General features: G+C 67.9%; 12 protein-coding genes and 3 tRNA genes. 1 reads left to right on the plus strand and 14 read right to left on the minus strand.

Annotation, left to right across the window (positions count from 1 at the left end):
• Positions 1 to 162: 162 nt before the first annotated feature.
• From F6A08_RS14625 to F6A08_RS14665, 9 genes are all read right to left on the minus strand, one after another.
• Positions 163 to 236 (minus strand) — tRNA-Met (locus F6A08_RS14625).
• A 34-nt stretch (positions 237 to 270) separates the two neighbouring features.
• Positions 271 to 342 (minus strand) — tRNA-Thr (locus F6A08_RS14630).
• 59 nt (positions 343 to 401) lie between these two features.
• Positions 402 to 1694: a M23 family metallopeptidase gene (locus F6A08_RS14635; RefSeq protein WP_017203721.1), complete on the minus strand. Its 1293-nt coding sequence runs from the start codon at positions 1692 to 1694 to the stop codon at positions 402 to 404.
• Positions 1695 to 1816: 122 nt separating this feature from the next.
• Complete coding sequence (locus tag F6A08_RS14640) at positions 1817 to 2611, minus strand: inositol monophosphatase family protein (RefSeq protein ID WP_151459837.1); 795 nt, start codon at positions 2609 to 2611, stop codon at positions 1817 to 1819.
• Complete coding sequence (locus F6A08_RS14645; RefSeq protein WP_151459838.1) at positions 2608 to 3639, minus strand: hypothetical protein; 1032 nt, start codon at positions 3637 to 3639, stop codon at positions 2608 to 2610. The genes F6A08_RS14640 and F6A08_RS14645 overlap by 4 nt, the downstream gene beginning before the upstream one ends.
• 116 nt (positions 3640 to 3755) lie before the next feature.
• Positions 3756 to 4556 (minus strand): enoyl-CoA hydratase/isomerase family protein, encoded by an 801-nt coding sequence (locus tag F6A08_RS14650; RefSeq protein WP_151459839.1) that lies wholly within the window; start codon positions 4554 to 4556, stop codon positions 3756 to 3758.
• Between the two features lie 46 nt (positions 4557 to 4602).
• Positions 4603 to 5094 carry an FBP domain-containing protein gene (locus tag F6A08_RS14655; protein ID WP_151459840.1) on the minus strand — a complete coding sequence of 164 codons (492 nt, stop codon included), beginning with the start codon at positions 5092 to 5094 and terminating at the stop codon, positions 4603 to 4605.
• A 153-nt stretch (positions 5095 to 5247) separates the two neighbouring features.
• A tRNA-Tyr gene (locus F6A08_RS14660) sits at positions 5248 to 5332 on the minus strand.
• Between the two features lie 86 nt (positions 5333 to 5418).
• Positions 5419 to 6348, minus strand: a complete 930-nt coding sequence (locus tag F6A08_RS14665; protein ID WP_151459841.1) for a PfkB family carbohydrate kinase — start codon at positions 6346 to 6348, stop codon at positions 5419 to 5421.
• Positions 6349 to 6434: 86 nt separating this feature from the next.
• On the opposite strand from F6A08_RS14665, the gene F6A08_RS14670 reads away from it, so the two are divergent.
• Positions 6435 to 7025, plus strand: coding sequence for a hypothetical protein (locus F6A08_RS14670; protein WP_192576786.1), 591 nt, complete (start codon positions 6435 to 6437; stop codon positions 7023 to 7025).
• A gap of 190 nt (positions 7026 to 7215) precedes the next feature.
• Here the strand turns inward: F6A08_RS14670 and rpoC are convergent, their stop codons facing one another.
• The 5 genes from rpoC to F6A08_RS14695 all read right to left on the minus strand — a co-directional run bounded on the left by rpoC (position 7216) and on the right by F6A08_RS14695 (position 18756).
• Positions 7216 to 11091 (minus strand): DNA-directed RNA polymerase subunit beta', encoded by a 3876-nt coding sequence (gene rpoC, locus F6A08_RS14675; protein WP_017203727.1) that lies wholly within the window; start codon positions 11089 to 11091, stop codon positions 7216 to 7218.
• 108 nt (positions 11092 to 11199) lie between these two features.
• Positions 11200 to 14703: a DNA-directed RNA polymerase subunit beta gene (rpoB, locus tag F6A08_RS14680; protein ID WP_017203728.1), complete on the minus strand. Its 3504-nt coding sequence runs from the start codon at positions 14701 to 14703 to the stop codon at positions 11200 to 11202.
• Between the two features lie 303 nt (positions 14704 to 15006).
• Positions 15007 to 16755 carry an ABC transporter ATP-binding protein gene (locus F6A08_RS14685; RefSeq protein ID WP_151459843.1) on the minus strand — a complete coding sequence of 583 codons (1749 nt, stop codon included), beginning with the start codon at positions 16753 to 16755 and terminating at the stop codon, positions 15007 to 15009.
• On the minus strand, positions 16752 to 17717 hold the full coding sequence (locus tag F6A08_RS14690; RefSeq protein WP_124894929.1) for an ABC transporter permease: 966 nt from the start codon (positions 17715 to 17717) through the stop codon (positions 16752 to 16754). The genes F6A08_RS14685 and F6A08_RS14690 overlap by 4 nt, the downstream gene beginning before the upstream one ends.
• A gap of 34 nt (positions 17718 to 17751) precedes the next feature.
• A complete protein-coding gene (locus F6A08_RS14695; protein ID WP_017203731.1) occupies positions 17752 to 18756 on the minus strand; it encodes an ABC transporter permease in 1005 nt (334 codons plus the stop codon).
• Positions 18757 to 18833 lie beyond the last annotated feature (77 nt).

Below are 18833 nucleotides of genomic sequence, written 5' to 3' on the forward strand. Positions count from 1 at the left end.
TGCCCGCCGTGCTACGAGCATACCTCGGCTGGGTCGCGACAGGCCAGCAGCCGGAAGGACTGAAGCGGCGTCGGCACAAAACCCGCACGACCCTCGGCACGACATCTCCGATCAGCCGTCCAGATACGACAAAACCCCCGGAATCCCGGGGGTTTTCGTCTGTAGCAGGAGCGGGGCTTGAACCCGCGACCTCACGATTATGAGTCGTGCGCTCTAACCAGCTGAGCTACCCTGCCGCGAGGCATCCGTCCGCGTGAGAAGAATGCTGCGAGCCCCGAGTCAGGATTGAACTGACGACCCCTTCCTTACCATGGAAGTGCTCTGCCACTGAGCTATCGGGGCGTGCTGCCCCTCGCGGGGCAACCGTACGAGAATACCATCACTGTGGCGTCCTCATGAAATCAGTCGGACAACGAACTCCGTCCGGCGTTCTCGCGCAGCCACGGCATCGGGTCGATGGTCGTGCCGTTGACGATGAGCTCGAAGTGCAGGTGCGCACCGTAGGAGCGTCCGGTGTTGCCGGTCTTGCCCACGATGTCGCCGACCTTGACCGTGTCGCCGGCCTTGACCTGCAGCGAGCCGTACTGCATGTGCGAGTAGTGGCTCGTGATGACCGACCCGTCGATGACGTGGTCGATGTACACGGTGACGCCGAAAGCACCACCCTGCTCGGTCGCGATGCGGACCGTGCCGTCGGCGATCGCCTGGATGGGCGCGCCGTTGCCGGGCACGAAGTCGATGCCCTCGTGCAGGCGGCCGCTGCGCATGCCGTATCCGTAGCTCATGCCGACGCCGACGAGGAAGGGCCACTGGATCGCGGCGTCGGGGTCGTTCGTGAAAAGCTCGCCCGAGTAGTTGATCCCCTGCTCGGCGGCGACCTGGACCAGCGAGACCGTGCTGAAGTCGCCGGCACGCGCCAGCGACTCGTTCTCGACGCCCGACGGAGCGACGAAGGCCTGGATCTCCTCGGTGTCGCCCCCTTCGGCGTCCGCGGCGGCGGCGGAGACCAGAGAAGTCGAGGCGATGCCGCTGCCCTGAACCGCGGCGACGGCCTCTGCGGGCAGCGTCATCCCGACGGCGAGGAGTCCGGCGAGGCTCATCACGCCGACGGATGCACCGACGGTCACGAGCTTGCGGATACGACGAGGGCGACGGAAGGCGGCCTGCGCGGATGCCTCGGCCGCGGCAGCGGAGTCAGTCGGCTCCGCCTTCGGCACGCGCGCGGAGGCGGAGACGGTGGGAACGGTTCCGGTGTTCCGGAAGGCGCGGGATGCGCGCTCGAATGCGTCGCCCTCCGGCTCGACGGACGGCGCGGAAACGGGCTCCGCCTGCGAAAGGAGCGCGTCGACCGTCTCGGCGACCTCGGGCTCGCTGACGTCGGCAGCGGCCTCGAGGATCTCCACGACCTCGGTCAGATCACTGGGAGCCACGGGCGAGGCGGGGACGTCCGCGATGATCGGCTCCGGAACCTCCGCGATGAAGGGCTCGACGGGCGCTGCAGCGACGGCCTCGGACGTCTGTCGCTGGCGCGCGGCACGGCGCGAGAGCGGGATGACTGCGGCGAGCGCGACGGCGGACTCTGCGATGGAGATGGGGTCCGTCGTTCCCGACGCGGGGGCCTCGGCGGCCGCAGTGCGGTGCCGGCTGGACCGTCGCGTGGGCGCGGGGGCAGCCTGGGAATTCTCGAAGGGCAAAGCGTTTCTCTCGGTCGTGCGTCAAGCTCGGGGGCGCTAACTCCACGGTCACCTTCGGGTGGTGAAAGTGGTAACGATCGGATAAACCCTACCGTGCTGACTCTGGGAATGCCATGAATCGTTCAGTCTTTTTCGTCGAGGATCGCGAGCAGTTGCGCGTGGACCGCGCCGCCACCGGCGAGGGTCATCGGGCGCGCGGAGTCGGCGTCGAGACGGGAGAAGAGACCGCCGGCCTCCGTGACCAGGAGCGACCCGGCCGCGAAGTCCCATGGGCGCAGCCCCCGCTCGAAGTACCCGTCGAGCCGCCCTGCGGCGACGTAGGCGAGGTCGAGCGCTGCCGACCCCATGCGCCGCACGTCACGGGCCATCGGCATCACGCGGGCCACGGTTGCGAGGTCGCCTTCATGCGTGGCCGGGTCGTAGCCGAACCCCGTCGCGAGGAGCGCCCCTGCCGGCGTCTCGGTCGTGACCGCGAGGCGCTGGCCGTCGGACCAGGCCCCATGGCCGAGAGCCGCCATGAAGGTCTCGCCGAGGGCCGGAGCGTGGACGGCTCCCGCGAGCACCTCCCAGGCGGCCGGATCGGGCTCTCCGCTGACCGCGGCGATGCTGACGTTGTATGCCGGGATGCCGTAGGCGTAGTTGACCGTGCCGTCGATCGGATCCACCACCCACGTGATGCCGCTGGCTCCGGTCTCGGCACCGGTCTCCTCGCCCAGGAAGCCGTCGTCGCCCCGGGCGGCGCGGAGGCGGTCCCGGATCAGCGCCTCCACCTCGCGGTCGGCATCGGTCACGATGTCGGCGAGCGTCGACTTGGTCGCGGCGAGGCGGACGCCCTCGACGCGTCGCGTGCGGGCGAGCTCCCCCGCTTCCCGGGAGATCTCGGAGGCGAGTTCGCTGAGTTCGAGAGCGAGCGTCACTGCTGCGGGTCCTGCGGCGCCTGCTGCGGCGCGGGCGGCGGCGGGAAGGACGCCGGCGCATCCTGCGGAGCGGGCGGCGGCACGCTGCCCGGCTGGGGCGGAACCGCGTGCTCGCCGGGCGCCGAGGACGACGCGGGCTGCGGAGCCGGGGGCTGGGGCGGTGCGGGCTGGGACGGCGCGGACGGCGACGGCGCGGGCGGCTGCGTCGCAACGGGGAACGACGAAGCGGGCGCGGCGACGAGAGCCTGCTGCGAGGGCACGACCGTCGGATACCCCGTGTAGTAGGCGTTCCAGTCGGGCGAGGAATCGGGGAGTGCCGGCAGCGGCGTGATGCCGTCCGCATACGTGGGCCAGGACGGCGGTGCCGTCAGCGCGCGGGCCGCCGGGGTCTTCTTCTTGGGCGCGAAGAGCGCGTTCAGCAGCGGGATGAGGGTCGTCCCCACCGCGACGAGGATCGTGAGCGCGACGACGATCCGCCAGTACAGCTCGCCATAGAAGAAGGTGTTCGGGAACGCGAGGTAGAACACGAGCATCCCGACCAGCCCGGCGAGGAACGTGATGGTCACGATGTAGATCACTCGCGTGAACGTCGTGACGTAACGCTGGGCAGCGGGCGTGAACAGTCGCACATGCAGGAGCGCGAGCTGCAGGATCCCGATCACGAGCAGCAGCTGGAAGAAGCGCTCCGCACCGAAGTAGAGGCCGTCTTCGGGCAGCCAGATCTTCACGGCGCCGACGAGGAGGGCGATGATCCAGCTCACCATGCTCGCGAGCTGGAGCCAGTCGGGCCGGTTCGGCGCCAGGCCCGCCTCCAGGATCGCGATGCCGGCGAAGGCCGCCAGCAGCAGGATCGTCAGGAACGCCCGCCCGATCAGGCCGTCCTGGTCGCCGATGAGGACCCAGACGACGCAGACCAGCGCTGCGGCGATGAGCGCACCGATGGCGATCCAGAGGGATCCTCGGATCAGGAGCGACAGATTCCTCTTCTCACCGTGCGGTTCCTGCGCGATGGTGTCCGGCTGGGACATGGCGTTCCTCTCGTCGAGCGGCGATGCCTTCATCCTGCCACGCCGACCGGCCGAAGCCACGGCTGTCGCCCGGACTGGGGAAGAACGGTCTCGGATCGCGTCGTGGGGAGGACTGCTCAGCCGGCCTTCTTCGCCGAGGCTGCGGCGAAGGCGGCGACCCTGGCCTGCGCATCCTCTGTCTCGAGAGCCGCACCGATCGAACGCGCCTCCTCGCTCAGCTGCTCGACGAACGTGCGCTCGGGCTGCGAGCGCACCAGCCGCTTCGCCTGACCGTAGGCGCCGGCGGCTCCCGCCAGCCAGAAGCGGGCGACCTCCTCCGCGCGGGCGCGGACGAGTGCGGCCTCGTCCGCGGAGCTCTCCCCCTCGACCGCCTCGGCGACGAGTCCCCACTCCACGGCCTCCGTCGCCGACAGCAGACGGTCCTGGAGCACGAGCTGGAGCGCCCTGCGCTGGCCCACCGCACGGGCGAGCTGCGCCGACACCGACAGATCCGGCGTCAGACCGATGTTCGCATACAGGCTGCCGAGCTGGGAGCGGGACCCGACCACCGCGTAGTCGCTGGACAGGAGGATGCCCAGCCCTCCCCCGACGGTGGTCCCGTGCGCGGCCGCGACGACGGGGATGGCGGACTCGGTCAGGGAGCGGATCCCGGCGTTGATCACCTCGGCCAGCGCGGTGATCTCGGCGCCGGACGCGCCCATGGTCGTCGCCATGTCGATGACGTCGCCGCCAGCGCAGAACGCCGGTCCTGAAGCATCGATGAGGATCGCTTTGACGTCCTCCCGCGACGTCGCCTCCGCCGTCGCATCCCGCCAGGCATAGGCCAGATCGGCATTGAAGGCGTTGAGGCGGGTGGGCCGGTTCAGCGTGAGCCTGGCCATCCCCTCTTCGACGGCGAACAGGATGGCATCGCTCATGGCTTCTCCTTCGAGCACAGGACGTGTGGGTCCAGCGTAACCGCGATCAGGAGTGCTCCCACACGCGCGAGACGAAGCCCTCCATCCGACGGCGGGTGCTGTCGAGACGGAAGTCGGCCTGCCCCGCGGCGCGGATCTCGTTCGGAGCGAGCGGATGCGCCAGACGCACGTTCTCGTGGCAGGACAAGTCAGCGCAGATGTAGGCGCCGAAGGAGTCTCCCCGGCGACCGGCTTCGCCCGCGCGGCGAGCGGAGAAGAGCGCGACCTGATTTCCCGGCTGCATCGTGTGGCAGATGTCGCACATGCCCGAGCGCATCCGCCCGGGCTCGGTCGCGCGCAGCACGATGCCGATGATCCCGCCCTCGTGCGGGATCAGGACGTATCCGCGTCGGCTCGCTCCGGGGTCGCGCCAGGCGAAGAAGTCGAGGTAGTCCCAGTCCACGAGCAGGAAGTCGTGCGGCATCTCCATGACGCGCAGCTCATCCTCATCCGCGTTGACGAATGAGGCTCTGACGTCGGCTTCGGTGAGCGGTCGCATCGCCCCAGTCTATGAACCGCAGACGCTCGATCGGCCCAGCTGCGGATCTCGTCTTCCAGGCGTCGGGTGGTGCTGTCGCTGCGCTCCGGAGATGAGAGAAGGCCCTCGCGACGAGCGCTCGGGCCTTCGTATCCGCTCTTGTCTGCGGAGCGGTGGTGGCGAGTGAGGGATTCGAACCCCCGAATGCAGAGCAGTCTGATTTACAGTCAGATCCCTTTGGCCGCTTGGGTAACTCGCCAGAGCGCACCCGTCCGACTTGAACAGCCAACCGGGGGCACGAGAGACAAGCATACCTGCCAGGGGCAGGTGCAGGAAATCGGACCGTCAGCTGCCGTGGACGCCGCGCTCGGCTTCGGCCAGCGATTCGGGCGTCCGCAGCAGGCCGCCCTCTGCGCGGCAGGTCGCCGCAGCGACGTCCATGGCGCGGAGCAGCAGCGCTCGCCACTCCTCGAGCTCCTGCGGCGCGGCCGAGACGAGACCCTCGGAGACGGCGGCCAGCGTCGCATCCCCGGCTCCGACGGTGTCGATCACAGCGCCGGGAAGCTCGGCGATGGGAGCGGACACGACGCCGGCGTGTGCGTCGATGGTGGCGCCGTCAGCTCCAGCGGTCGCCAGCACCGCTGCCGCGCCGAGGTCTCGCAGCCGGGCGCGCAGGGCATCGAGGTCGCCGTCGTAGAGGATCGCCGCGTCATCCGCGCCGACCTTGACGAGGGCGGCGGACGCGGCGAGCCGCTCGAATCCGCGGACGAACTCGTCGCGATCGCTCAGCATCCCGGTGCGGGGGTTGGGATCGACCGCGACCCGCGCTTCGGCCAGCGCATCGATCAGCGCCTCGACCTCCGCCGGCACGTCGAAGGGGAAGCAGCTGATCGCGACGAGCCCGGCATCCGCGATCGCCTGGCGCGCGTCGTCCGAGTACCGGATGCTGCGCCTCTGTGCCGCCTCGTTGAAGACGTACTGCGGCTCTCCGTCGGCTCCGCGCTGCACGATCGCCCGCGAGGAACCGAGAGGTGCCGCGCTCGCGATCAGCCGCACGCCGTGATCCGAAAGGTACTCGCGGATGTGCGCGCCCGCCTCATCCTCCCCCACCATCGCGATCAGGGTCGTGGGGACGCCAAGGCGCCGCAGGCCGACCGCGACGTTCAGCGCCGCCCCTCCGACCAGCTCCCGCACTCCCGCCCGGTCGCGGATCTCATCGATCAGGGCATCGCCGATCACGACGACGGAACCGGCGGATGACGTCTCATTGCTCACCCGCCGACACTATCGCGGCACGGGGAGGCTGCGGCAAGGCAGCGATCCTCTCCGGCTGGCCGACCGACGGGGAGTACCGTGTGGCCATGAACCCCCGACTCATCGGTGCCACCGCGGCTGTCGTCCTCCTCCTCGCCCTGACGGCGTGCGCCCCGCAGGCGGGCGGCGCCGGGAGTCCTTCGCCGAGTTCGACGCAGAATGACGCGGCCGGTGATGAGGAGACGGGCACGCCGTCGCCCAGCCCGACGCCGACCGCCGCGCCCGTCGCGCTCCCGACGGACTGCCGCGCGATCCTGTCGGAGGCCGTGTTGACGGAGCTCGCCGACACTCCGCTCAACCACGCGGCGTTCGGTCCCTCCGGCGTGGGCGAAGACGGCGCCCTCACCTGCATCTGGGGCGACCCCGGCGCCGACACGACCCGACTCACGACGACCATCTCCGGGATGAATCGCGGACCCGCTCTCGACCTGCTCAACAAGCTGGCAGATGACGAGGGATTCTCCTGCTTCACCCCGGACGGCGGCACGCGCTGCGAGAAGACCTGGCCCAACGAGCAGTACCCCGTGACGGACGGCCGCACCCTGTTCTGGCGAGACGACGTCCTGATCGACACCCGCTACTCGAACCTCGCCCCCGCGGGGTACACCTCGAGCATCGTGGACCACCTCTTCGACTGAGCGACCCCGCACCCGCTCCTCCCTCGAGTGCACGGCTTCGCGTCGACTGCACGGCGTATGGACGCAGGCATCCCGTGCACTCGGCGACTTCCCGTGCACTCGGCGACCGCGAACACCGCGGGGACGACGAAGGCCCCGGGGCGAACCCCGGGGCCTTCGTTCACTCAGTCACACCTCGGCTGTGCCTCAATCAGTTGTAGGTACCGGGGGTGATGTCGTCCGTCGAGAACGCGTCGAAGTCGACGTAGCCGAAGTCGCCGTCCGCGTACGCACCGTCGGATGCGAAGATCCGGTTCGGGTAGCGCTCGCTCTTGGCTTCCTCGGTGGCCTCGACCGTGACGTCGCGGTACTTCGAGAGACCGGTTCCGGCGGGGATGAGCTTTCCGATGATGACGTTCTCCTTGAGACCGACCAGCGGGTCGCGCTTGCCCTGCATCGCAGCCTCGGTGAGCACGCGGGTCGTCTCCTGGAAGGAGGCGGCCGACAGCCACGACTCGGTCGCGAGCGACGCCTTCGTGATACCCATCAGCTCCGGACGACCGGACGCGGGGCGCTTGCCCTCGGCCACGGCCTCGCGGTTGATCGACTGGTAGCGCTTGAGGTCGACCATCTCACCCGGGAGCAGGGTCGTGTCGGCGTGATCGACGACGGTGACCTTGCGGAGCATCTGACGGACGATGACCTCGATGTGCTTGTCGTGGATCGGCACACCCTGCGAGCGGTACACACCCTGGACGCCGCCGACGAGGTAACGCTGCACCTCGCGAGCGCCCATGACGCGCATGATCTCCTTGGGGTCGAGCGTTCCGACCTGCAGGGGCTGACCGACCGTGACGTGCTGGCCGTCCTCGACGAGAAGCGTCGCACGCTTCAGCACCGGGTAGATGACCGGCTCGTCGCCGCTGTCGGGCGTCAGGATGACCTTCTTGCCCTTGTCGGTCTCGTCGATCGTGATGCGGCCATCGGCCTCGGCGATCGGCGACGCGCCCTTGGGGGTACGCGCCTCGAAGAGCTCCTGCACACGGGGAAGACCCTGCGTGATGTCATCCGCCGACGCCGAACCACCCGTGTGGAAGGTACGCATCGTCAGCTGGGTACCGGGCTCACCGATCGACTGAGCCGCGATGATGCCGACGGCCTCGCCGATGTCGACGGTCTTGCCCGTCGCCAGCGAACGGCCGTAGCACTGCGCGCAGACACCGACGGCGGAGTCGCAGGTCAGGACGGAGCGGACCTTGATGGTCTCGACACCCGCAGCGACCAGCTTGTCGATCAGCACGTCGCCCACATCGTCACCGGCAGCGGCGAGGACCTCGCCCTTGCTGTCGACCACGTCGGAGGCCAGCGTCCGAGCGAACACCGAGTTCTCGACGTTCGCGTCGCGCACGAGCTCGCCCTGCGAGTTCGGAGCGGCGATCGGGAGCTCGAGGCCCTTCGACGTGCCGCAGTCCTCTTCGCGGATGATGACGTCCTGCGAGACGTCCACCAGACGACGGGTCAGGTAACCCGAGTCGGCGGTACGCAGAGCGGTGTCGGCCAGACCCTTACGGGTACCGTGCGTCGCGATGAAGTACTCCGCCACCGACAGACCCTCGCGGTACGAGGAGATGATCGGACGCGGGATGATCTCACCCTTGGGGTTGTTCACCAGACCACGCATACCCGCGATGTTGCGGATCTGCAGCCAGTTACCACGGGCACCCGAGGACACCATGCGGTTGATGGTGTTGTCCTCCGGGAAGTGCGCCTTCATCGCGGCCTGCACCTCGTCGGTCGCCTCGGTCCAGATCTTGATGAGCTCCTGACGACGCTCGGCGTCGGTCGTGAGGCCCTTCTCGTACTGGGACTGGACCTTCGCGGCCTGCTTCTCGTAGCCGGCGACGATCTCCGCCTTGTTCGGCGGGGTGAGGATGTCGCTCAGGGCGACGGTCACACCCGAGCGCGTGGCCCAGTAGAAACCGGCGTCCTTGATGCGGTCCAGCGACGCAGCCGTCTCGACCTTCGGGTACTCCTCGGCCAGCTTGTTGACGATCTGCGACAGCTTGCCCTTGTCGGCCTGCTCGCGGACGAAGGGGTAGCCCTTCGGCAGCGCGTCGTTGAAGATCGCCTGACCCAGCGAGGCGTCCACGAGACCGTGGCGCTCGTAGCCCTCGGGAGCTTCGCCCTCGAGGAACGTCAGACCCGGGATGCGGATGCGGATCTTGGCCTGCAGGTCGAGGGTTCCCTCGTCCTTGGCCAGGATCGCCTCGCCGACCGAGCCGAATGCACGACCCTCACCGGCTGCGCCCTCCTTGACCGTGGTCAGGTGGTGCAGACCGATGATCATGTCCTGCGAGGGCAGGGTCACCGGGCGGCCGTCGGACGGCTTCAGGATGTTGTTCGACGCGAGCATCAGCACGCGGGCCTCGGCCTGAGCCTCGACCGACAGCGGCAGGTGCACGGCCATCTGGTCACCGTCGAAGTCGGCGTTGAACGCCGCGCAGACGAGCGGGTGCAGCTGGATGGCCTTGCCCTCGACGAGCTGCGGCTCGAACGCCTGGATGCCCAGACGGTGCAGGGTGGGTGCACGGTTGAGCAGCACCGGACGCTCGCGGATGATCTCCTCGAGCACGTCCCAGACCTCGGGACGGGTGCGCTCGACGGCGCGCTTGGCCGCCTTGATGTTCTGCGAGTGACCGAGGTCGATCAGGCGCTTGATGACGAACGGCTTGAAGAGCTCCAGCGCCATCTGCTTGGGCAGACCGCACTGGTGCAGCTTCAGCTGCGGGCCGACGATGATGACCGAACGGCCGGAGTAGTCGACGCGCTTGCCGAGCAGGTTCTGGCGGAAACGACCCTGCTTGCCCTTCAGCATGTCGCTGAGGGACTTCAGGGCGCGGTTGCCGGTACCGGTGACGGGACGACCGCGGCGGCCGTTGTCGAACAGGGCGTCGACGGCCTCCTGCAGCATGCGCTTCTCGTTGTTGACGATGATCTCGGGGGCACCGAGGTCGATCAGACGACGAAGACGGTTGTTGCGGTTGATCACGCGGCGGTACAGGTCGTTCAGGTCGCTGGTCGCGAAGCGGCCACCGTCGAGCTGCACCATCGGGCGGAGCTCCGGCGGGATGACCGGGACGACGTCCAGGACCATCGCGGCGGGGCTCATGCCGGTCTCGAGGAACGAGCTGACGACCTTGAGGCGCTTGATCGCACGGATCTTGCGCTGGCCCTTGCCCTCCGAGATCTGCAGACGCAGGTTCTCAGCCTCGGCCTCGAGGTCGAACGCCGCGAGGCGACGCTGGATCGACTCGGCGCCCATGTAGGCCTCGAAGTACTGACCGAAGCGGTCCTGCAGCTCGTGGAAGACGTCGTCCTCGGGGCGGAGCGCGCCGACCTCGAGCGTGCGGAAGTCCTCCCACACGCGCTCGAGCTTGGCGATCTGCTCGTCGGCACCCTTGCGGATGAGGGACATCTCCTTCTCGGCGGCGTCCTTCACCTTCTTCTTGGCGTCGGCCTTGGCACCCTCGGCCTCGAGAGCCGCGAGCTCCTCCTCCAGCTTGGCCAGGCGCTCCGCGATCTTCGAGTCGCGGCGGTCGCCGAGCGTCTTCAGCTCGAGACGGATGTTGTTCTCCTGCGTGCCCAGGTCGCGGTGACGAGCTTCCTCGTCGACCGAGATGACCATGTAAGCGGCGAAGTAGATGACCTTCTCGAGGTCCTTCGGCGCCATGTCGAGCAGGTAGCCCAGACGCGAGGGAACACCCTTGAAGTACCAGATGTGGGTGACGGGAGCGGCGAGCTCGATGTGACCCATGCGCTCACGACGGACGGAGCTCTTGGTGACCTCCACGCCGCAGCGCTCGCAGACGATGCCCTTGAAGCGGACGCGCTTGTACTTGCCGCAGGCGCACTCCCAGTCGCGGGACGGTCCGAAGATCTGCTCTCCGAAGAGGCCGTCCTTCTCGGGCTTCAGGGTGCGGTAGTTGATGGTTTCGGGCTTCTTGACCTCACCGTACGACCACGCGCGGATGTGGTCCGCGGTGGCCAGGCCGATGCGAAGCTCGTCGAAAGTTGTGGACTCGAGCACTAGTTCTCCTGTGTCGGAAATTCTGTTTGAGAAGTCTGGGCTTCGACAGGCTCAGCGACCCGGTGGGTCCTGGTGTCAGGAACCTGGGTCCCTGAGCCTGTCGAAGGGTTAGATCTCGTCGATCGAGGCGGCCTCGAAGCGGCTGGAGATGTTGATACCGAGTTCCTCTGCGGCGCGGAACGCCTCGTCGTCGGTGTCGCGGAGGTTGACCAGCGTGCCGTCGGCCGAGAGGACCTCGACGTTCAGGCAGAGCGACTGCATCTCCTTCATGAGCACCTTGAACGACTCGGGGATGCCCGGCTCCTGGATGTTCTCGCCCTTGACGATCGCCTCGTACACCTTGACGCGGCCGAGGATGTCGTCGGACTTGATCGTGAGGAGCTCCTGGAGCGCGTATGCGGCGCCGTAGGCCTCGAGGGCCCACACCTCCATCTCACCGAAGCGCTGTCCACCGAACTGCGCCTTACCACCGAGCGGCTGCTGGGTGATCATCGAGTACGGACCCGTGGAACGTGCGTGGATCTTGTCGTCGACCAGGTGGTGCAGCTTCAGGATGTACATGTAGCCCACGGAGATCGGCGCCGGGAACGGCTCGCCGGAGCGGCCGTCGAACAGCTGCGTCTTTCCGCTCGAGTCGATCAGACGGATGCCGTCGCGGGTCGGGAGCGTCGAGTCGAGGAGACCGGAGATCTCCTCCTCGCTCGCACCGTCGAACACCGGCGTGGCGACCTTCGTGCCGGGAGCGGCCTCGAACGCCTCCTGCGGGAGCTTCACAGCCCACTCCGGAGTGCCCTCGACCTTCCAGCCCTGCTTGGCGATCCACCCGAGGTGGGTCTCCAGCACCTGACCGAAGTTCATTCGTCCAGGGATGCCGAGCGGGTTCAGCACGATGTCGACCGGCGTGCCGTCCGACAGGAACGGCATGTCCTCGATGGGGAGGATCTTCGCGATGACACCCTTGTTGCCGTGACGGCCGGCGAGCTTGTCACCCTCGGTGATCTTGCGCTTCTGGGCGATGTAGACCACGACGCGGCGGTTCACGCCGGAGCCGAGCTCGTCGTCGCCGTCCTCGGCGTTGAACTCCTTGACCGCGATGATCGTGCCCTGCTCGCCGTGAGGCACCTTCAGGGACGTGTCGCGGACCTCGCGGCTCTTCTCGTTGAAGATCGCGCGGAGCAGACGCTCCTCGGCCGACAGCTCGGTCTCGCCCTTCGGCGTGACCTTGCCGACGAGGATGTCGCCGGGGCGGACCTCGGCGCCGATGCGGATGATGCCGCGCTCGTCGAGGTCCTTCAGCAGCTCCGGGCTGACGTTGGGGAGGTCACGGGTGATCTCCTCCTTGCCGAGCTTGGTGTCGCGGGCGTCGACCTCGTACTCCTCGATGTGGATCGAAGAGAGGGTGTCGTCCTTCACCAGGTCCTGGCTCAGGATGATCGCGTCCTCGAAGTTGTAGCCCTCCCACGTCATGAACGCGACGAGGAGGTTCTTTCCGAGGGCCAGCTCGCCGTTCTCGGTGGCGGGGCCATCGGCGATGACCTCTCCGACCTCGACGCGCTCGCCGGCGTTGACGACGACCTTCTGGTTGTAGGAGGTGCCCTGGTTCGAGCGGTCGAACTTGCGCAGGTGGTACTCCTGCGTTCCCCCCTCGTCGAGCATGACGACGACGCGGTCCGCGGAGACCTCGGAGACGACACCGGCCTTCTCGGCGGTGATCACGTCACCGGCGTCGATGGCGGTGTAGCCCTCCATACCGGTTCCGACGAGCGGCGAGTCGCTGCGCAGCAGCGGCACGGCCTGACGCTGCATGTTGGCGCCCATGAGGGCGCGCTGTGCGTCGTCGTGCTCGAGGAACGGCACGAGCGAGGTCGCGACCGACACCATCTGGCGCGGGGAGACGTCGATGTAGCCGATCTCCTCGGGGACGAACAGATCGACCTCGCCGCTGCCGCCCTTGGGGCGGGCCAGGACGTGGCTCTCGCGGAAGCGACCCTTCGCATCCAGCGGCGCGTTGGCCTGCGCGATGTTGAAGTCGACCTCCTCCGAAGCGGTGAGGTAGTCGATCTGGTCGGTCACGACCCCGTCGACGACCTTGCGGTACGGCGTCTCGATGAATCCGAAGGAGTTGATGCGCGCGAAGGTCGCGAGCGCACCGATCAGGCCGATGTTCGGGCCTTCCGGCGTCTCGATCGGGCACATGCGGCCGTAGTGCGAGGGGTGGACGTCACGGACCTCGACGCCGGCACGGTCACGCGAGAGACCACCGGGGCCGAGCGCGGACAGACGACGCTTGTTCGTCAGACCCGCGAGCGGGTTGTTCTGGTCCATGAACTGCGACAGCTGCGACGTTCCGAAGAACTCCTTGATCGCGGCGACGACGGGGCGCACGTTGATCAGGGTCTGCGGCGTGATGGCCTCGATGTCCTGCGTGGTCATACGCTCGCGGACGACGCGCTCCATGCGGGACAGACCCGTGCGGACCTGGTTCTGGATCAGCTCGCCGACCGCGCGGATGCGACGGTTGCCGAAGTTGTCGATGTCGTCGGTCGCGAGACGGATCTCGGCCTTCTTGCCGCCGCGGATGCCCTCGAAGGTCTCCTCGGTGCCGGCGTGCAGGCGCACCAGGTACTTGATCGTGGCCACGATGTCCTCGACGGTCAGCACCGACGAGGTCAGCGGCTGGTCGAGACCCAGCTTGTGGTTGATCTTGTAGCGGCCGACCTTCGCGAGGTCGTAGCGCTTCGGGTTGAAGTAGAAGTTGTCGAGCAGCGCGCGGGCAGCCTCGGCGGCGACCTGCTCGCCCGGACGCAGCTTGCGGTAGATGTCGCGGAGCGCGTCTTCCTTGGTGACGATCGTGTCCTTCGCGAGCGTCTCCTCGATCGAGGTGTAGCCGGCGAACTCGGCGAGGATCTCCTCGCTGGTCATGCCCAGCGCCTTGAGGAAGACCGTGACCGACTGCTTGCGCTTGCGGTCGACGCGCACGCCGACCTGGTCGCGCTTGTCGATCTCGAACTCGAGCCAGGCACCACGGCTCGGGATGACGCGAGCCGACACGATGTCCTTGTCAGACGTCTTGTCGGGGGTCTTGTCGAAGTAGACACCGGGGGAACGGACGAGCTGCGACACGACGACGCGCTCGGAGCCGTTGATGATGAACGTGCCCTTGTCGGTCTGCAGCGGGAAGTCGCCCATGAAGACCGTCTGGGTCTTGATCTCACCCGTGAGGTGGTTCATGAACTCGGCCTCGACGTACAGCGGAGCGGCGTAGGTCTTGCCCCGCTCCTTGCACTCCTCGATCGAGTACTTCTCCGGCTCGAGGTAGGGGTTCGTGAACGAGAGCTGCATCGTCTCGCCGAGGTCCTCGATCGGAGAGATCTCCTCGAAGATCTCGCCCAGACCGCTGTTCTCGTTGACGTCGGTGCGACCGGCAGCCTTGGCCTCGGCCACGCGCGCCTTCCAGGCGTCGTTGCCGACCAGCCAACCGAAGGACTCGGTCTGCAGGGCGAGAAGGTCTGGGACCGTCAGCGTGTCGGAGATCTTGGCGAACGAAAGACGGGAAGCTCCGCGTCCGTTCTTGGTGGTGGTGGATGTGGATGCGTTGCGAGCAGCAGCCAAGGGAATAACCTCCGTGAGCCCCGCAGGGCTTCTCGATTCCTTTGTCGTCAGGTGGAGTGTGCGCTCAGAAGCTCACGAGATGCCGACCACCATATGAGGGCAGGGAGAAGCGAGCGCAACTACCAACTATAGACGCGATCTCACGACATGGCAAGCGCAATCCTTGACCAATCTTCGACGCTGCGGTAATGGGACCGCCGAGACCCCGCCTCGTCGCCGAAACCCCGCCCTCGCCGCGGTGGCAGGACGGGGTTTCGACGCGAAACCGGGGTCTCGGGGTAGGACGGGACGGGACGGGACGGGTCAGGACGCTATGTTGAGCTCGTTGCCGGGGATCGAGGCGAGGAGGCGCCGCGTGTAGGGGTCGCGCGGGTTCGTGAAGATCTCCTCCGAGGAGGCCGCCTCGACGAGCCTGCCGTCCTTCATCACGCACACGTAGTCGCTGATCAGGCGCACCACCGCGAGGTCGTGCGAGATGAACAGGTAGCTCAGGCCGTACTCGCGCTGCAGGTCGCCGAGCAGCGTCAGGATCTGGTCCTGCACCAGCACGTCCAGCGCCGACACCGGCTCGTCGCACACGATCAGCGCCGGCGACAGCGCGAGCGCCCGGGCGATCGCGACCCGCTGCCGCTGACCGCCGGACAGCTCGGACGGGTACCGGCGCAGCATCGACTGCGGGAGGGCCACGTCGTCGAGCAGCTGCCGCACGCGCTTGCGGCGGTCGGCACTGCTCCCCCGCTTGTAGAACTCCAGCGGCTCCGCGATCAGACGCTCGATCGTGAACATGGGGTTCAGGCTCGAATACGGGTCCTGGAAGATCGGCTGCACCTGCTGACGGAAGTCCTTCGTCTCCGCTCGGGTGAGCGAGGAGATGTCCTTGCCCTCGTAGCGGATCAGCCCGCTCGTCGGCTCGATCACCTTGAGTAGCATCCGCGCCGTCGTGGTCTTGCCCGAGCCCGACTCCCCCACGATCGCGACGGTCTCGCCGCGCGGGATCGCCAGGGAGACGTCGTCGACCGCGACGAAGTCCTCGCCGCGACCGCGGACCGGGTAGACCTTGGTGAGGTGCTCGATCTCGACGATGTTCCCCTTCGACGAACTCAGGGACCCAGGCTCACGGTGGGTCGCTGAGCCTGTCGGAGCGTCCTCGCCCTGGGTCGCTGAGCCTGTCGAAGCGTCCTTCACGAACGCCTCCGGCCGCAGCCGCGCCGCCGCGACGGAGGGAGCCGCCTTCACGAGCGACTGCGTGTAGGGGTGCTGCGGGTCCTCCAGGATCTGTCGCGCGTCGCCCTGCTCCACGACCTTGCCGCGATGCATCACGATCACCCGCTCGGCCCGCTCGGCGGCGAGACCGAGGTCGTGCGTGATGAGCAGCACGGCCGTTCCCAGCTCGCGCGTCATCTGTCCGATCTGGTCGAGGATGGTCTGCTGCACCGTGACATCGAGGGCACTCGTGGGCTCGTCGGCGATCAGCAGGCGCGGCTTGCACGCCAGACCGATCGCGATGAGCGCACGCTGACGCATGCCGCCGGAGAACTCGTGCGGGTACTGCTTCGCCCGTCGCTCCGGATCGGGGAGGCCGGCAGCGCTGAGCGCCTCGACCACCTTTGCCTGGACGTTCTGCCTGGTGGCGAGGCCGTGGGCGAGCAGGGTCTCCGCGACCTGGGTGCCGATCTTCGCGACCGGGTTCAGGTTCGACATCGGGTCCTGCGGCACGAGGCCGATGTCGCGGCCGCGGATCGTGCGCAGCTCGTGCTCCGGCGCGTGGGCGATCTCCTTCCCGTCGAGGCGGATGCTCCCGGAGGCCACCCGGCCTCCTCCGGCGAGCAGACCGATGATGGCCATCGCGGTCGTCGACTTGCCGGAGCCGGACTCCCCCACGATGGCCACGGTCTCCCCCGGTCGGATCTCGAGGTCGACCCCTTCCACCGCGTGCACGACGCCGTCCATGGTGGCGAAGTCCACGGCGAGGCCCTGGACGGACAGCAGGGGCTCGGTCGACATCTGCTTCTCCTTCACGGCGCGCATCGCGCCATCGTCCCTGGCGTTCATCGTGCCCTCGTCCGCGGGTCCATCGCCTCGCGCAGCGCCTCACCCAGCAGGGTGAAGCCGAGCGCGGTGACGGCGATGCAGATACCGGGGAGGAACGCCAGCCACGGCGCGATGGCGAGTTCCGCCTGCGCATAGGTGAGCATGCGACCCCACTCGGCCGTCGCCGGACCCCCGCCGCCGAGACCGAGGAACGACAGCGCCGCCGCATCGATCACGGCCGTCGCGAGGGTCAGGGTCCCCTGCACGATCACCGGCCCGATCGCGTTCGGCAGGACGTGCGACATCGTGATCCTGCCCCGGCCCAGGCCGAGCGTCTGCGCGGAGAGGACGTAGTCGCTGGATCGCTGCTGCAGCATCGACGCTCGCAGCAGGCGCGCGAAGATCGGCACCTGCGACGCTCCGATCGCGATCATCACCGCGAACGGCGTCTGCCCGAGGATCGCGGCGATCGACACGGCGAGCAGCAGGTTCGGCACCGAGAGGATGATGTCGACGACGCGCATGATGACCGTGTCGACCCAGCCGCCGAAGGTTCCGGCGAGCAGACCCAGGATCATGCCGCCGACGAGTCCCATCGCGGTGGAGATGACACCGATCAGCAGAGACGCCTGCGCGCCCCAGATGAGCTTGGACAGCACGTCGCCGCCGAACCGATCGAGGCCGAGGGGGAACTCCGGCAGCTCGCCGGGACCGGGGATGTGCGTCGGCGTGATGTACTTCGCGCCGGGCAGAGCCGTCTCCGGATACGGGGCGAGGAGGGGCGCGAGCGCGGCGACGAGCAGGAACAGCAGCACGATGACCGCGCCGATCCACGCCGTGGGGTTGCGACGGAGCCGACGGAAGACGTCGCTCCAGAACCCTCCGGAGCCGTTCTTCAGATCGGCCTGGGCGATCGCGACGGTGTCGATGCTGCCGCCGCTCTCCGCCGAAGGCCCCTGTGCGGGCGGGAGTGCGATGCTCATGCGACCGCCTCCTTTCGGACGATGGGGAGGGACATCACTGCACCCTCACTCTCGGGTCGATGAAGCTGTAGGACACGTCGACCGCCAGGTTGATCAGCGCGTACGCGATCGCGATGAAGATGATGAATCCCTGGAGGACGGGGAAGTCCCTGGTGAAGATCGCCCTCGCGAGGAACGATCCGATGCCGGGGAAGGCGAACACCGTCTCGGTGAGCACGGCGCCCGAGATCAGCAGACCGGTCTGGAGACCGATCGTCGTGATCACCGGCAGCATCGCGTTGCGGAGGATGAAGCGGTTGCGGAGCGTCGGGGTCCCGACGCCCTTCGCACGGCCCGTGCGCACATAGTCCGCGTTCTGCACTTCCAGCACGCTGGCTCTGGTGATGCGGACGATGATCGCGAGCGGGATGGTGCCGAGCGCGAGCGCGGGAAGGATGAGGTGCAGGATCGCATCCCATGCCGCGTCGAACTCCCCCGTGATGATGCCGTCCCAGACGTAGAAGCCGGTGGGATGCGTCGCGTCTATGCGCGGATCCTGCCGCCCGTCCGAGGGCAGCCAGCCCAACTGGACGGCGAAGACGTACTTCAGGATGAACGCGAGGAAGAACACCGGGATCGTGATGCCGATCAGGCTCAGCACCACGGACGCGTGGTCGGTGAGCTTGCCGTGACGGCGCGCCGCCCAGTAGCCGAGCGGGATGCCGATACCGACGGCGAAGATGAGCGCCATGACGCTCAGCTCGAGCGTCGCGGGGAAGCGGCGGAGGAACTCCTCCGTCACCGGCCGATTGGTCTGGATGGACGTGCCGAAGTCGCCCTGGAGCAGGCGCGTCACCCAGATGAAGTACTGCTCGATGAGGGGCTTGTTGAAGCCGTACAGCTCGTTGACCCTGGCGATGGCCTCCGGTGTGGCCTTCTCGCCGAGGAGGGCGACCGCGGGGCCGCCGGGAAGGGCCCTGACCCAGGCGAACAGCAGGATGCTGAGCCCGAACAGGGTGGGGATGAGGAACAGCAGTCGCCTGCCGATGGTGCGCAGCACAGAGTTCTCCGTCGATCAGAAGGTACGCCGTGCCCCGGTCCCGCCGAGGGCGGAACCGGGGCTCGACGTATCAAATG

Origin of the sequence: Microbacterium algeriense (assembly GCF_008868005.1) — a bacterium.
Classification (GTDB): Bacteria; Actinomycetota; Actinomycetes; order Actinomycetales; family Microbacteriaceae; genus Microbacterium; species Microbacterium algeriense.